The organism is Acidobacteriota bacterium (genome assembly GCA_016208495.1).
In the GTDB taxonomy this organism is placed as follows: Bacteria; Acidobacteriota; Blastocatellia; order Chloracidobacteriales; family Chloracidobacteriaceae; genus JACQXX01.
Genome location: JACQXX010000073.1, coordinates 1 through 17,097, shown reverse-complemented (window position 1 = coordinate 17,097; position 17,097 = coordinate 1). Strand labels below are relative to the sequence as shown.

Annotated in this window: 5 protein-coding genes; all 5 read right to left on the bottom strand. The window is 52.6% G+C overall.

The genetic code is table 11. The features are described from left to right. Positions 1 to 246: 246 nt before the first annotated feature. A complete protein-coding gene (locus HY774_14365; GenBank protein ID MBI4749668.1) occupies positions 247 to 3,873 on the bottom strand; it encodes a tetratricopeptide repeat protein in 3,627 nt (1,208 codons plus the stop codon). Between the two features lie 271 nt (positions 3,874 to 4,144). Continuing rightward, entirely contained in the window at positions 4,145 to 5,077 is a 933-nt protein-coding gene (locus HY774_14360; protein ID MBI4749667.1) for an exopolyphosphatase, read from the bottom strand. A gap of 437 nt (positions 5,078 to 5,514) precedes the next feature. After that, positions 5,515 to 10,089: a PD40 domain-containing protein gene (locus HY774_14355; protein MBI4749666.1), complete on the bottom strand. Its 4,575-nt coding sequence runs from the start codon at positions 10,087 to 10,089 to the stop codon at positions 5,515 to 5,517. Between the two features lie 681 nt (positions 10,090 to 10,770). Further along, positions 10,771 to 16,392, bottom strand: coding sequence for a PD40 domain-containing protein (locus tag HY774_14350; protein ID MBI4749665.1), 5,622 nt, complete (start codon positions 16,390 to 16,392; stop codon positions 10,771 to 10,773). Positions 16,393 to 16,914: 522 nt separating this feature from the next. After that, a partial coding sequence (locus tag HY774_14345) for a hypothetical protein (protein ID MBI4749664.1) occupies positions 16,915 to 17,097 on the bottom strand: 183 nt, incomplete at its 5' end.

The window sequence follows — 17,097 nt, the reverse complement described above, 5'->3', positions numbered from 1 at the left end:
TCAGTTTATTTGATTGAATTACTTGACTGTTTTCTCATACGAGGATTCCATTGCAAATTGGTATAACCACTTATTTTTCAGCTTGTTCGTGCTCTGAATAATCCGAGAGATATCTGTCAGACTGCAATACCTATGTTGAAGAGTGGTGCGGGGTTACACCATTCAACCATAGCAAATCCAGGGCCGGTTTGGGCAATTTTTCTCTGAGATTGTCCTGGATTGACGACTTCACTCCTTCGTGACTCGCTATTTCGCTTGCTTCCGCTCCAATGGCCTCCATTCGCCTGATTGAATAAAACTCGCCCAGTAAAATGGATGCTGGCGCTTTGGATCTTTGAGCAATTTAAGCTGGGTGTTGCGAAGTGCCTCCGAACGACCTTCCCCAGCTTTGAGGCGGCGATAGTATTCGGTCATCAATTCACGGGTTCCAGTATCCGACACCGCCCAGAGACTCATCATCTGGGCTTCACTTCCGGCCAGAACCAGTGCCCGGCGGAGGCCAAAAACCCCGTCGCCGTTTTTAACTTCGCCCAACCCCGTGTCACAGGCTGAAAGCACCACCAGCCGGGTGCCCCACAAATCGAGTTGCGAGGCTTCGAGCGCCGTCAGAACCCCGTTGCTTTTCTCGTTTCCCTGATTGGCACTGGCAAAAAACAGCCAGGATCGAAGAAGCGGATTGTCAACGTGCAGCTTTCCAAGGTTGATTGGGTCAGTTGATTGCAGACGCCGGTCATCTTCAGTCGGGAATTCCTCCGGAGCGTCTTCCAGAAAGTAACCGTGGGTGGCGATATGGAGCATTTCCGGACGGTGAACCTGCTTGACGATTTCTTTTGTCGCCTCCCCCTGAACCACCAGTCTTGACCCCGGCAGCAATTTCTGAATTTCCTTGCCTTCGCGCTCCGTGCCGGGAAGCGGCAGCAATGGTTTCATCGCCTGTCCAGCCAAAACCGGCCCACTTCCCTGGGCATAATCCGGATTGGCAATCACCAGCACTGGTTCCTCTGAGATAAAGTTGACGCCCAGTCGCAGCAAATCACGCCCGCTGGTCAGGTAAGTCAAAGTGTAATTTTCCACCAGATATTTTCCCTGTTCATCCATCAGGGCTGAAAACGGCACCAGATTTAATGCGCCATCCGGGGAAATCAGAAGATGTCGCTTGAGTCCAATCAACTTCCGAACCGGCTTCATCACCAGGGCGTCAAGCACCTGCGCGATAGGAGTCACGTCTTTGGCAATGTCTGTGCGCCGGTCGCTTAGAACCTTGCGAAATTCGCTCACGACCTGGTCAATCGGTTCGGCTTCACCAAGGTCAACCCAGGAACAGGGTTCCGGGTTCCGGGTTCCGGGTTCAAAATCCAGGGTTCCGGGTTCCGGGTTCCGGGTTCCGGGTTCCGGGATTTTGCCTTTTTTCCGTGGATTGATCACTCGTCGGTTAGACTTTTGGTCACGATTTCGACTCGGGGTTGGCCCGGAACCCGGAACCCGGAACCCGGAACCCTGTTTTCCATGCCCGGAACCCGGAATAACATAGGCTACATATCGCCAGTTGCCGTACGTTTGAGTTTCGAGGTCATACGGCTTGTATAAGGCAAACTCAATCAATGCCGCATTTGCCGGAATAGCTTTCTGAACCGCTTCCAGCGTGATCGGTTGGGAATGTGACCGATATTCGGCACTGCGTGCATTGACCTGACCTTCAAGTTGATCTGCTCTGACTTCGAGTTCCTTCAGAAATTCCTGATGTCGAGGAATTCCTTCTTTTCCAGGTCCACGCAAGGTCAAGCGTGAGAGTTCTGATTTGGCTTCGGTCAGTTCGTCCAGTAATTTTTTGTCTTCGGCGCTGGCCCGCTGTCTTATCAGTTCAATACTCTGGCTTGCAGCATCAAGTGACCGACCTTTCCGGCGCAAGATAACCGTCAGCGCAGCCTGGAGTGCGGCTTGATTCTGCGGCGCCGACTGGACATGCAGTGTAATCGTCTCGTCGGTTCGGTAATCAGTGGTTTTCAAATACAACATTTTCTGGTTTTCAGAGCCGGCCACCAGGTTTCTAACCAGATCGCGTTCCGTTGTATCGTTCCCACGCACCCGATAGGCAATCGCCTTTGCGATTTCACCTTTGCCCTGGGACAACTCCGCCAGACTATTGAGCGTTTTAGCAACTTCTGGATGATCTGGCCCAAATGCTTTCTCACTTATGGCCAGATCACGCAGAAAAAGCGACTCGGCTCGCTGGTAATCACCTTTCCCCTTATACAACCAGCCCAGCCGGTTCAAAGAATAGGCCAGTTCGGGATGATCCGCATCAAGTGTTTTCTCTCGAATCGCCAGTGCCCGGAGCATCAGCGGTTCCATCTTTTCCCGGTCGCCCTGTCTTCGGTACAGCCCTGCCAAATTGTCGAGAGCTCTGGCAACCGATGGATGTTCTGGACCGAACACTTTTTCGCGAATCGCCAGTGACCGCTGAAACAATGGCCCGGCTTTCGCATAGTCCTTTTGTGACATATACACACTGGCCAGATTGTTAAGACTCACTGCCACATCCGGATGGTTGGGGCCAACTGTTTTCTCTCGGATCGCCAGCGACCGCACAAAGAGCGGTTCCGCCCGCGCAAAGTCACCTTTGGTCCAGTACAAATCGGCCAGGTTGTTCAGGCTGAGGGCAACTTCCGGGTGGTTTGGCCCCACTGCTTTTTCCCAGATGGCCAGCGACCGCTGAAAAAGTGGTTCCGCCTTTGTATATTCAGCTCTCGCCTGATAAAATCCGGCCAGATCATTCAGACTGCCAGCAGCATTCGGATGGTTAGGACCAAATGCTTTCTCATCAATCGCAATAGCCTGCAGAAAAAGAGGTTCAGCTCTGGTATATTTCCCGATTTCAAAATAAAGTGATGCCAGATTGGATACCACTTTACCAACATCGGGATGGTCAGCCCCTAATTTTTTCTCACGGATTGCCAGGGCACGAGTCAGGAGCGTCTCAGCTTCGGAATAATTGCTCAACCCTTGATTGAGCATACCAAGACTGTTCAGACTTTCAGAAACTTCGAGTGAGGCGGTACCGAACAACTTTTCCCGAATCACCAAACTCCGCTGGTACAAAGGTGCGGCTTTGGCAAAATCACCTTTGGCCCGATAGAGCTGCGCCAGATTGTTCACGCCCACCACCGTATCAGGATGCTCTGGACCAAAGTTCTGTTCTGTAATGGCCAGCGCCCGGATAAATAGCGGTTCGGCTTTGTCGTAGTTTCCCCGCCCCCAATATAGCGCCGCCAGATTATTTAAACAGTCACCCACATCTGAATGATCCGGGCCAAGTGCTTTTTCAGCCAGTTCAAGCACCTGTTGAGCCAGTGTAATTGCCTGATCATATTTCCGCTGGTGAAACAACTCCTGAACCTGGTAGCTGATTTTTTCAATTTCAACGCGGGCACGTTCAGTTTCCGTAGCGGGGCGAGGTGGATCCAACTTGAGGACATATGTTCCCGGAGCGGCGTCTTTTTCGACCGATTCGATTTCAAGCTGGAAGGTGCCACCGGTTTCCATTACCCAGGTCAACGTTTCTGGTCCTTCCGTGGGGCTTGAATTGTCCACTTCCGTTACCACTGTCCCATCTGGCGATACCAACCGAACCACAATATCAATTCCCTGCTGTTCGACTACGGCATTGACCAGGTCACCTACCTTGAGTGTGATCAAATGGGTTTGTTTTTCCCCAGGTTTCAAGATTTGGGATTGGGATTCCGGGCTCTGGGTTTGGCAATTCAGGCTAGTTCGTAGGATACCATCGGTTCGAACGACTGGCAGCAGATACAATTCGGCCCCGAAGAGCCAGAAAATGGCACTCACCATAAATACAAGTCTGACTGTTTTCATATGGTTGCGAACCAGAAGATAATACCAGTTTGTAGTCAGTAGTCAGTAGTCAGTAGTCAGTAGTTCACTAAGTTTATTTGATTGAATTACTTGACTATTTTCTAACGCGAGCATTCCATTACAAAATGGTATAAAATCATCTTCAGAAAAAGAGTTCAGAGTAACGCCTTCAGGCGTGAGAAGTGCCAGGTGAAACGCAAGACAAACCCTTTCGTCTAAAGACGATGCTCCGAACACTGAACCTTTAGCGGTTGTTTGCTCTTTCGCGCCTTCACTCATTCAGATGAGAAAGAATTTCTTCCAAGGTTGTGTCAACCTGATCAACGCCAACCTGACAGGTGCCGGCATTGGCATGCCCACCGCCGCCATACTTCAGGAGCAAGGTCCCAATGTCGGCGTTTGAGGTCCGATTGGTAATTGACTTCCCGACCGCCAGAATGACGTTTTGTTTCTGCTTGCCCCATAACACGTGAATTGAGGTGTGGCAATCTGGAAACAAAACATAGAGTGCAAACCGGTTGCCAGGGTGAATGACCTCTTCGTTGCGGAGGTCGAGAAGGGCGACTTTGCCATTGACCATGGTGCAGTTTTTGAGTTGGGCCTGGAACCGATCGTTGTGGGCAAAATAGATTTCGCTGCGTTCCTTCACGTCGGGCAATTCCAGGATTTCATCAATTGATTTGGTCGCCAGATGGTCCACCAATGCCATCATCAATTGATAATTTGAGATGCGAAATTCCCGAAACCGGCCCAACCCGGTGCGCGGGTCGGTCAGGAAGTTCAACAAGGTCCATCTCGTCGGCGAGAAGATCTCCTCAGCCGAATACTGGGCTGAATCCGCCTGATCAACGGCAGCCAGCATCTCGTCGAACTGGTCTCCGAACGTGGCTTCACCGCCAAAATGGGTAAACACGACTCTGGCGGCTGAAGGCGCCGTCGGGTTGTTGACAAAGTTGGGGCGAGCCGAATCTACACGAACAGACTCGCTCAAGTGGTGGTCAATCGCCAGATGGCATTGCTCGTTGTAAGGCAAGTTGGTCGTGATGTCGCGGCTGGTAATCTCGACCACGCCATCCTGAACATCCTTGGGATGCACAAACAAAATATCGTCAATCAAATTCAATTTTTTTAAAAGGACGGCGGTGACCAGGCCGTCAAAATCACTCCGAGTGACCAGACGAAACGTTTTGGGTTCTGCGGACATAAAACCTCACAAATCCTGAAAGCAGTTGAATGGATGCAACCCTGCAGGAAAGACATCACAGAGTCGAAATAGAGAAAAGCTGCAATGTATTGGGAATACAATGGTTAAGGCAAGGAATCACAACATTGAGGCTGCCGCATGATACAAAAGGCCAACTCAGAGTCAATAAAGGAGGTGGAATTTAGGAATTTAGAGCTGAAGAATTTCGGGTTCCGGGTTCCGGGTTCCGGATTTTCAAACCTTTTTTGTCCTTTGCGTCCCTTCTGCCCTTTTTGTATTTCCCAAAACAAAGGACCAACCGAACGCCAATGACACACCAGGTTTTCGAAAACCCGAAACCCGAAACCCGAACAAGATGACAAGATGACAGGGTGACAGGGTGATTTTTTTCATCCCTCATCCTTCATCCCTCATCCCTTAAAGAACCCGAACCCCGGCTACTGGATTTTGCTCGGCCCCCGGAACTGCCCGACACCACTTCCGACATTATTCGGAGCACCGACCAGCGACCAACCACCCGTCGGCAACTCTTTCCCCTGGATTCGGTTATTTCCAGTGTCGCTCACGACCAGCAACGTGGTTCCGGCAGATGGTCCAGCGGTAAAGGTTTTGACCACAATGCCCTCGGCGTTGTTGACTTTCCCCAGCAGGGTACCAGTCGTGGCCAGCGCCGTGCTATTGTTCGGGTTGGCATTGAGCCAGGCCAGAATCCGCGAATTACCCGTGTCGGCAACATAGAGGGTTCCGGCTGGGCCAATTGCCACGCCCTGTGGATTTTGCACTTTATTCAACCCCGTTCCCGAGCCGGCCACAATTGATCCACTGGCCGGTGTCGTCACGGTGTTGGCATTGGGAATGCGCATGATTTTACTGTTCCCTTCATCGGCGACAAACAACCGGAAGGTATCATCAATGACTAACCCGCGTGGGCTCATCACTTGACCGCCAGTCGTCCCGGTACTGGCAATCACCACCCCAGTACCCGGCACTCCACCATTGAACCGCAGCACCCGACGATTTCCAGTATCCGACACATACAAATTCCCAGTGCTGTCAAGCGTCACCCCTTGCGGCCCTTGCACCTGATTCGTCGCCGAACCCGATGTGGCAAAATCCGCCCAGGTGACCCCAGCATCCGTTGACCATTGAATCCGGTTGTTGCCGGTATCCGCCACGTAGATTCGACCGGCAGTATCAAAAGAGACCGCTTCCGGCAGCCGGAACTGGCCATTGCCCGAACCCACGGTTCCCACGCCGATGACACTCCACGTCTCGCCGTCAAAGCGTTGTACCCGGTTATTGGTTGTGTCCGCCACCATCAACACACTGGCTGGATCACAACTCACGAAATTGATCGTCACCGTGTCGCTGTCAACCGAACAGTCCCCGTCCGAACCGCTCGTGGTCAGCGTCAAGGTCACTGTTCCTGCCGCAAGTTCTCCTGCTGTCGGCGTGTAGGTCGCATTGACCGTCGTCGCGTTGGGTGAAAACGTGCCAGCCCCTCCGCTCCAGGTGCCCGTGGTGGCACTGCCGCCGATGACACCCGCCAGCGTCACGTTCGGATTGCTATCACACACCGTTTGATCCGGCCCGGCATCAGCGGTTCCCTCCGTCAAAACCGTCACCACCGCGCTTCCCTCAGCCATGATTGGCATTCCGATGGAATCCATCCCCGACTGGAACATATAGGTCGTAGTGCTTGCCGGAGATACATTAAACAGCAAGGGACTGGCTCCGGTTTGGGTTCCCCCGCCATTGGTCAAAGCCACTGTGTATGGCGGCGTTCCCCCGGTGATGGTAACCATGACCACAGGATTTCGTCCGCTGCTGCCGCAAATGACACCTCCACCACTGATTGTCGCCGCGATTGGTTGCCCAATCTCAGCCAGAAAAACATCCTGGGCAGCGTTCAAATCGCCTGGAATCAAGTCAGTCGCATTGCTGTTGAAACCGATATATTGACCATTGGGGGTCATCACCGGGAAGGCAGAAGCCGCATTTCCAGTGATCGTCGGTGATCCAGCGGCCCCACTCACCAGGATAATTTCTTGATTGGTTCGATTCAATACAAAAACATCACTTAGAGCCTTGGTATCAGTTTGGCCCGCTACCAGATTCGTGGCACTACTTTGAAACGCAATCACCTGTCCATCAGCACTGATCATCGGCACTTCTGAAAGGCCATTCCCAGTTGTGATACTCGTCCCAACAGCCCGACTGACCAGTTCGGTGGTTCCGGTCTGGCGGTCAAAGACAAAAACATCAATGGCGTCGTTGGTATCAATTTGGCCTATCACCAGATTATTCGCCAGACTTCGAAACGCAATGTACCGTCCATCAGCATTGATCGTTGGTGAATCAGAAAAAAAGACCCCAGTTGTAGTGGTGGTCCCGGCAGCCCGACTGACCAGTTCCGTTGTTCCTGTCTGGCGATCAAAAACAAAGATATCAAAAGCGGAGTTGGTATCAGTTTGGCCCGGTACTAGATTGTTGGCACCACTCCGAAACGCAATGTACCGCCCATCGGCACTGATCACGGGTGATTCGGCGATTGCACTCCCGGTCGTGGTGGTCGTTCCAGCCGCCCGGCTGACTAACTCTGTCGTTCCGGCCTGGCGATCAAAGACAAATACATCAGGGTTGTTGTTGGTATCGGTTTGGCCAGTCACCAGATTGATGGCTGAACTCCGAAAAGCAATGTATTGCCCATCAGCACTGATGACAGGGGATTCTGAAAGAGCGCTCCCAGTCGTCGTCGTTGTTCCAGCCGCTCGACTGACCAGTTCCGTCGTTCCGGTCTGACGATCAAAGATAAAGACATCGTTGGCGTTGTTGGTATCGGTTTGGCCTGTCACCAGATTGGTCGCACCGCTTCGAAAGACAATGTATCGCCCATCAGCACTGATCACCGGTGTATCTGAGCTGTTGTTCGCAGTCGTGGTGGTTGTTCCAGCCGCCCGGCTGACGAGTTCGTTCGTTCCAGTCAAGCGATCAAAGACAAAGATATCATTATTGTTGTTGGCGTCAGTTTGGCCCGTCACCAGATTTGTCGCCCGGCTTCGAATCGCAATGTATCTCCCATCGGCACTCATCATCGCGAGATCTGAGAGATTGTTTGCCGTCGTGGTACTCAGTCCGGCAGCCCGACTGACAATTTCAGCGGTGCCCGTTTGCCGATCAAAAACGAAGATATCATTCATGGTGTTGGTATCGATCTGGCCTGTCACTAAATTGACGGCACTGCTTCGAAACGTGACATATCTCCCATCACCACTGATTAAATTCAAGTTGGTAAGCCCACTGGTATTTGATCCGGTTTGAGGTATTCCCCCTGGAAAGTGGAGGGTGATGAGGCTGTTTGTCCCGGCTGTTCGATCAAACAAAAAGACATCTGGATTTCCAAGATCAAAAATCCCTGATACCAGATCCGTAGCCAGGCTTCCAATCCCAATGTATTGCCCATTAGCACTAATCGCAAGGGAATCTGAAACTCCATTTGCGGTCGTCGTGCTTATTCCAGCGGCCCGGCTGACCAACTGGGTGGTGCCTGTTTGGCGATCAAAGACGAAGACATCATTGCCACTATTGGAATCAGTTTGACCTGTTACCAGATTGGTCGCACCACTTCGAAAGGCAATATATCGCCCATCAGCACTGACCACGGCGTTTTCTGAACTGGTGTTAGCAGTCACGGTACTCGTCCCAGCCACGCGACTAACCAGCTCGGTGGTGCCTGTCTGGCGGTCAAAAATAAAGATGTCAAAGTTGGAATTCGAATCCGTCAAACTCGTGACGAGATTGGTCGCCAGGCTTTGATAGGCAATGTATCTCCCGTCGGAGCTAACCACTGGTAAAGTCGAAGAGGCATTTCCAGTCGTGGTGCTCGTCCCAGCCGCCCGAGTGACCAGTTCAGTGGTGCCTGCCTGGCGGTCAAAAACAAAAAGGTCGTCCGTGGACGCAATATCAACCTGCCCAGCCACCAGATTGGTCGCCCGGCTTCGATGCACAATGTATCTCCCATCGGCACTGATCACTGCTGATTGTGAAAATTGATTCCCAGTCGTTGTGGTCGTTCCAACCGCCCGACTGACCAGGGCAACAGTTCCGGTCTGACGGTCAAAGACAAAACTATCAAAAGCGGAATTGGTATCAGTTTGGCCCGTCACCAGATTGGTTGCCTGGCTTCGAAACACAACGAATTGTCCATCGCCGTTGATGGCTGGAGCTTCTGAAACCCCATTGGCAGTCGTCGTGCTCACTGCGGCAGCCCGGCTGACCAACTGGGTTATTCCTGTCTGGCGATCAAAGATAAAGACATCGTTGGCGTTGTTGGTATCGGTTTGGCCTATCACCAGATTGGTCGCACCGCTTCGAAAGGCAATGTATCGCCCATCAGCGCTGATCGCTGGTGTATCGGCACTATTATTCCCGGTCGTGGTGCTCGTCCCAGCCGCCCGATTTACCAGCTCAGTGGTGCCGGTCTGACGATCAAAAACAAAAATATCCTTGCCACTCGAATCAACCTGTCCCGCCACCAGATTGGTGGCGGTGCTTTCATAGGCAACGAATCTCCCATCGGCGCTGATCACTGGTGAAGCTGAACCCACGTTTCCGGTGGTTGTGGTCGTCCCGGCGGCCCGACTCACGATTTCGCTGGTTCCCGTCTGGCGATCAAAGACAAAGACATCACTGTCGTTGTTCGTATCAATCTGCCCAGTCACCAGATTGCCGGCGCCGCTGGTATAGGCCACATACCGCCCATCTGAGCTAAAGGCATTCAGCCCAATAAAACTATTTCCAGTAGCTGAATCGGGAAAAGGTGGGACAGCCAGCGATATACCTTCGACAGTCACGGTGGCATTTGGGGCCACCGCACTTCGCCCTTTCTCCAAATTTCTAGTTTTTGATTGGGAAACCGGCACAAGGGCCAGAATCAACAATTCCAGGACAATGATGAAACTCACACTCCAACCTGTGCGGAAAGTGTTGTTGAATGTTTTTAATTGCGGCATAGATTCCTCATACTAAAATTGTTGGTACCAAACATATGGAATCGCACCAACGAGGTTGTGGACATTCGAAAGTTGAGTACACATCAGAGGTGCAGACAAACTGAGGGGAGAAAAGTGGTGGGTGCTCACCAATTTTGTTTGTAACTTTCTCTTTTAAGTACCTTACCGAAAATTTCCAGACATTTTTAACCACGAAACACACGAAATACACGAAAAAAATCAAACACTTACCAAATCCAATATTTCAGGAAACTTATGACAAGGTACTTAATCGGTTGATTTCCTCAGGCTCAAAATCCACATTTCTGATTTGAGCGGCAACTTCCATTCACTTTTTTCTGGTACCATTACTGAGAAGTGGTTGAGCGTTGAAAAATATTTCAGAAAAAATTAATTCTTGCTTTTTATCTTCGATTTATTCACAACTGAGAGTTAGATGGATTTTCCACTTGCAATCAGTTAAATCCATTTTCTTAAATCATTTAATGACTTATACATATAAACCAAAGGTGTTTTTGAAATAAAAAAGCCCCACCTGCTTGAGCAAGTAGGGCTGGAATGCCTGGATAGGGTTTTATCCGTACCGCATGCTTGGGATGAAAACTTCGGGCTGAAGAACTCGGGCAATTCAACTCCAAGCCCGTCGTCTTCAGCTCGAGAATTTTCAGCCCTAACCTGGCTTTACTGCACTTTCGATGGGCTCCGGAACTGGCCGACGCCACTTCCGATGTTGTTGGGAGAACCAATCAACGACCAACCTCCGGTCGGCAATTCTTTCCCCTGAATTCGGTTATTTCCGGTGTCGCTCACGACCAGCACCGTGGTTCCGGCAAATGGTCCAACGGTAAAGCTTTTGACCACAATACCTTCCGCGTTGTTGACTTTCCCCAGCAGGGTACCAGTTGTGGCCAGCGCAACGCCGGTGGCCGGGTTGGCATTGAGCCACGCCAGGATTCGCGAATTGCCCGTGTCGGCAACATAGAGGGTTCCGGTTGGGCCAATTGCTACGCCCTGTGGATTTTGCACTTTATTCAACCCCGTTCCCGAGCCGGCAACAATTGATCCGCTGGCCGGCGTCGTCACGGTGTTGGCATTGGGAATGCGCATGATTTTACTGTTCCCTTCATCGGCCACAAACAACCGGAAGGTATCATCAATGACTAACCCGCGTGGGCTCATCACCTGGCCGCCCGTGGTGCCAGTACTGGCAATCACCACCCCAGTGCCCGGCACCCCGGTATCGAACCGCAGCACCCGACGATTTCCAGTATCCGAAACATACAAATTCCCGGTGCTGTCGAGCGTCAATCCTTGCGGCCCCTGCACCTGATTCGTTGCCGAACCCGATGTGGCAAAATCCGCCCAACTCACTCCCGCATCCGTTGACCATTGAATTCGGTTGTTGCCGGTGTCGGCCACATAGATTCGACCGGCGGTATCAAAAGCGACCGCTTCCGGAAGTCGGAACTGACCATTGCCGGAACCAACCGTTCCAACGCCAATGACGCTCCAGGCAGTACCGTCAAAGCGTTGCACCCGGTTATTGGTTGTGTCCGCCACCATCAACACACTGGCTGGATCACAGTCCAGGAAGGTAATCGTCACCGTGTCGCTGGCAACCGAACAATCCCCGCCCCCACCACTCGTGGTCAGCGTCAAGGTCACGGTTCCTGCCGCAAGTTCTCCTGCTGTCGGCGTGTAGGTCGCGTTGAGCGTCGTGGCGTTGGGTGAAAACGTGCCGGCGCCTCCGCTCCAGGTACCGGTGGTCGCGCCGCCGCCGATGACACCCGCCAGCGTCACGCTCCCACTGCTTTCACACACCGATTGATCCGGCCCGGCATCGGAGGTTCCCGCCGTCAAAACCGTCACCACCGCACTTCCCTCAGCGGTGATTGGCATTCCGGTCGAATCCATCCCCGACTGAAACATATAGGTCGTGGTGCTTGCCGGAGATACATTAAACAGCAAGGGACTGGCGCCGGTTTGGGTTCCCCCGCCATTGGTCAAAGTCACCGTGTAGGGCGGTGTTCCCCCGGTAATGGTGACCATGACCACTGGATTTCGGCCACCGCCGCCGTCGCAGAGCGTTCCCCCGCCACTGATCGTGGCACACGCTGAAATGGTGATCGTCACCGTGTCGCTTGCCACCGAACATGATCCCCCTGAACCGCTTGTGGTCAGCGTCAGAGTCACCGACCCGGCTGAAATCTCACCCGCCGTCGGCGTGTAGGTGGCATTTAACGTGGTGGCATTTGGCGAGAAAGTACCGCCGCCGCCACTCCAGGTTCCCGTGGTGGCACTCCCACCGATCATTCCCGCCAGGGTCACCGGCAGGTCAGTGGTGCAGACGCTTTGGTCAGGACCCGCGTTGACCGTGGCCACCGGGGTAACCGTTACCTGGGCGCTTCCGCTCCCCGTGATCGGCCTTCCATTTGCGTCCATTCCCGATTGCAGGGCATAGGTCGTGTCCACGCCTGGAGAGACCGTAAACATCAACGGACTTGGACCCGTCTCGGTACCACCGCCATTGGTCAGCGTCACCGTGTACGGTGGGGTTCCACCTGTAATTGTGGCTGTAACCGTCGCATTCTCGCCGCTACAAATCGTGCCGCCGCCACTGATCGTGGCACACACTGAAATAGTGATTGTCACCGTGTCGGTTGCAACCGAACAGGCTCCCCCTGAACCGCTCGTGGTCAGGGTTAAGGTCACGGTTCCAGCCGCAATTTCACCAGCGGTCGGTGTGTAGGTGGCATTTAACGTGGTGGCATTTGGCGAGAAGGTGCCGGCGCCGCCGCTCCACGTTCCCGTGGTGGCACTTCCACCAATCATTCCCGCCAGGGTCACTGGCAGGTCAGTGGTGCAGACGGTTTGATCAGGGCCGGCGTTGACTGTGGCCACCGGGGTTACAGTCACCTGGGCACTTCCGCTCCCCGCAATTGGCATTCCATTCGCATCCATTCCTGATTGCAACTCATAGGTCGTGTCGGCACCTGGGGAGACCGTAAACATCAATGGACTTGGACCCGTCTCGGTACCACCGCCATTGGTCAGCGTCACCGTGTAGGGCGGCGTTCCACCTGTAATTGTGGCTGTAACCGTCGCATTTGCACCGCTACAAATCGCGCCGCCGCCGCTGATTGTCGCCGTGATGGGTTGGGGGAACGCAGCCAGAAACACATCGCCGTTGGCATTAAAATCATTGGCGATCAAATTACTGGCGAGGCTATTGAATCCAATATAGACCCCGTTGGTATTCATCGCCGGCGCGGATGAAGCCCCATTTCCGGTGGTAGTCGTGGATCCGCCGGCTCCGCTGAGCAACATCATTTCAGGTGTCATTCGATCAAAGACAAAAACATCACCCATCGCGTTGGTATCTGTTTGGCCAGCCACCAGATTCGTGGCTTCACTTCGAAAGGCAATCAATTGCCCGCTGTCACTGATGACCGGAGAATCTGAAACGCCATCCCCGGTGGTCGTGGCTGAGCCGGCGGTTCGACTGACAAGCTGGTTTGTACCGCCCACCCGATCAAACACAAAGATATCGGTGTTGCTGTTGGTATCCGTTTGGCCTGTGACCACATCGGTCGCGGTACTTTGAAAGACAATATACCCGCCGTTGGCCGTAATCTGTGGACCAAATGAAAACCCATTCGCCGTTGTCGTCGCTGAACTACCAGTGCGGCTGACCAACTGAGTGGTACCGCCCGTTCGGTTAAAGACAAACATATCAAAAGTCGAATTGGTATCTGTCAAACCAGTGATGATGTCAGTGCCGAGGCTTCGATACGTAATAAACCCACCGTCAGTGCTAATCACCGGAAATTCTGATTGGGCATTTCCGGTGGTGGTGCTCGAACCACCAGCGCCACTGACCAGTTGCATCGTGCCCCCAACCCGATCAAACACAAAGACGTCGTTATTGTTGTTGGTATCGTTCTGCCCGGTCACCAGATTGGTGGACGAACTATGGAACGCAATATATTGACCATTGCCACTGATCGTTGGCAACGCGGAACCTCCATCCGACGTGGTTGTGGTCATGCCAATCTGACGGCTGACCAATTGATTGGTGTCACCGACCCGATCAAAGACAAAAACGTCCGAATTGAAATTGCTGTCGCTTTGCCCGGTCACCAGGTTGGTGGAAAAACTCAGATAGGTAATGAAGTTCCCGTCGCCGCTGATTTCTGGATTTGACGAAAGCGAACTCCCGGTCATGGTGGTTGAATTTCCATTCCCGCTGATCAATCGAGTGGTGCCCGCCACCCGGTCAAAGAGGAAAATATCAGTTCCATTATTGGTATCGGTCTGCCCGGTGACCAGATTCGTGGCCCGGCTCTGGTACGCAATGTAATTTCCGTTGGCACTGATCACTGGTAACGCCGAAAAGAAGTTGGCCGCCGTGGTGGTGGTACCAGCCGCCCGACTGACCAACTGGGTCGTGTCCGCCACGCGATCATAGACAAAAATATCTTCGGCGGTATTGGTATCTATCTGGCCAGGTACCAGATTGGTGGCCGTGCTGGTAAACACCACATAGCGCCCATCATCGCTGATTGAATTGACTGTGGCGAGGGTGCTGTCGTCAGTTGCGGTGACATTGGGCAAACCTGCCGCGTGGAATGAGACCAGCACCGAGGTTCCCGCACCCCGATTAAATTCAAAGATGTCAAAATTCGATAAATCAGGACTTCCGGCCACCAGATTGGTGGCACTGCTCGAAAACGCAATAAAGTTCCCATCGCTACTGATCACCGGAGACAATGAGAAGTTGTTGGCCGTGGTGGTACTTGACCCCGAATCACGACTGGCCAACTGTGAGGTGCCGCCAGTTCGATTAAACACAAACACGTCATTGGTTGCATTGGTATCCGTGACACCGGTCACCAGATTGGTGGCCGTACTTTGAAACGAAATGAAATTCCCGTCGCTACTGATACCAGGCGTATCCGATGCCCCATCCCCGGTTGCCGTACTCGAACTTCCAACCCGACTGACCAGGGTGGTTGTTCCACCCGTCCGGTCAAACACAAAAACATCTGAGCCGAAATTGGTATCCGTTTGTCCTGTCACCAGATTGGTGGAGTCACTTTTATAGGCAATGAATTGTCCGGTTGAACTGACCACCGGGGTATCTGAGCCAGCATCCCCAGTCGTGGTGGTTGTTCCAGCCGCCCGGCTGACCAACTGGTTTGTTCCACCAGCCCGATCAAAGACGAAAATATCAAAACCAAAATTGGTATCGGTCTGCCCCGTCACCAGATTGGAGGCGGTACTCCGAAAGGCAATAAAATTCCCATCCCCACTGATCACGGGGAAATCCGACCCGCCATCCCCGGTTGTGGTGGCTGAACTGGCGTTTCGGCTGACCAGTTGATTAGTCCCCGCTATCCGGTCAAAGACAAAAACATCTCCACCAAAATTGGTGTCGCTCTGTCCCGTCACCAGATTGGTTGAAACACTCATGAATGCCACATATTGACCATTGGCGCTGATCACGGGTGTATCTGAAGTAAAATTCCCAGTCGAGGTGGCTGAACCCGCCGTCCGACTGACCAGTTGAGTAGTGCCTGCTACCCGATTGAAGAGGAAAATGTCGAAGTCAAAATTGCCGTCGCTTTGGCCGGTTACCAGATTGGTAAACAGACTGCGGAAGGCAATGAAGTTCCCATCAGCGCTGATCATGGCTGTATCCGACCCGCGATCCCCGGTTGTGGTCGTTGTCCCAGCGACGCGACTCACCAACTGGGTGGTTTCTGACACCCGATCAAAGACGAAAACGTCACCACTGAAGTTGGTGTCGGATTGACCAACAACCAAATTCGTGGCGCCACTCACAAAGGCAATATATTGCCCATCGGCACTGATTGAGGGGTTTGCCGAAAGGGCATCAGCCGTCGTGGTGGTGGTCCCAGCCGCCCGGCTAACCAACTGAGTCGTTCCGGCTACCCGGTCAAAAAGGAAAATATCCTGCCCGCCGTTGGTGTCTACCTGACCAGCCACAACGTTGAGCGCATCGCTGACATACACCACATATCGGCCATCGGCACTGACCGAAGTCGGCGAAATAAAACTCTGCCCGGCGACTGAATCAGCCAGTGGTAGCGCGGCTTTTGATACCGCATCAAGTGTAAAAGCAGCACTTGCAGCAAATGTGCCTCGTTTTTCAGAAACCGAATTTCTGACTTCGGAGTGGGAAACAGGTGAAATCGCCAGGACCATCAGTCCCAGAATCAACATTAAACTCACGCCCCAGCGGGTACGGAAAGTTCCGTTCAGAGCTTTGATTTGCGGCATAGATTCCTCTCATTGAATCATTTGTGCGAATAGGGAGGAGCACAAACGAAGTTTCGGGTATCAAGGTGAGGACGCAAATCAATGGGGAAATCAGATTGAGGAGCACGAAAATGGCGGATAACCACTCAATGTGTTCAACAAGCGGTTTATCAATTGCCACGTCGTTTTCCCAGGCCAAAAATCACATTCCCGATTTGCGCAGCACCTTGCATGCAGTGTCTTTTGTGGTGTCAACACTGAGAAGTGGGTAAGAACCGAAATATATTTCAGAAAAAACTGCGGGTTGCGTTTTCTCTGTTGGCCTGGAGGCAATGTGGAATAAAGCTTGGATGGTCTTGATGAAGACGTCGGAGATACTACTGAACTTTTTCGACACATTCAACAAATGAGATATGTTGATGGAAAAATAAAAATTCACCACACAGGACACCGAAGGAACACGGAGGATCAAGCTTGTTGAGTTTTCTCTGTGCTCCTCTGCGTCCTCTGTGGTGAAAAAAGACCTGGCTTCCCTGGTAAAGGCTACTGAATCTTTGACGGCGCCCGGAACTGCCCGACACCGCTGCCGATACCGTTTGGCGCGCCAATCAGATTCCACTGTCCGGTTGGGACAAACCGTCCCTGAATCCGGTTGTTCAAAGTATCCCCAATGACCAGCATTGGTCCACCACTCGAAAATGGGCCACTGGCAAACGTGACCACCGT

Bases quoted from the DNA above. Each gene is read 5' to 3' on its own strand.
- HY774_14365 (MBI4749668.1), bottom strand. From the start codon at position 3,873: ATGAAAACAGTCAGACTTGTATTTATGGTGAGTGCCATTTTCTGGCTC.
- HY774_14360 (MBI4749667.1), bottom strand. From the start codon at position 5,077: ATGTCCGCAGAACCCAAAACGTTTCGTCTGGTCACTCGGAGTGATTTT.
- HY774_14355 (MBI4749666.1), bottom strand. From the start codon at position 10,089: ATGCCGCAATTAAAAACATTCAACAACACTTTCCGCACAGGTTGGAGT.
- HY774_14350 (MBI4749665.1), bottom strand. From the start codon at position 16,392: ATGCCGCAAATCAAAGCTCTGAACGGAACTTTCCGTACCCGCTGGGGC.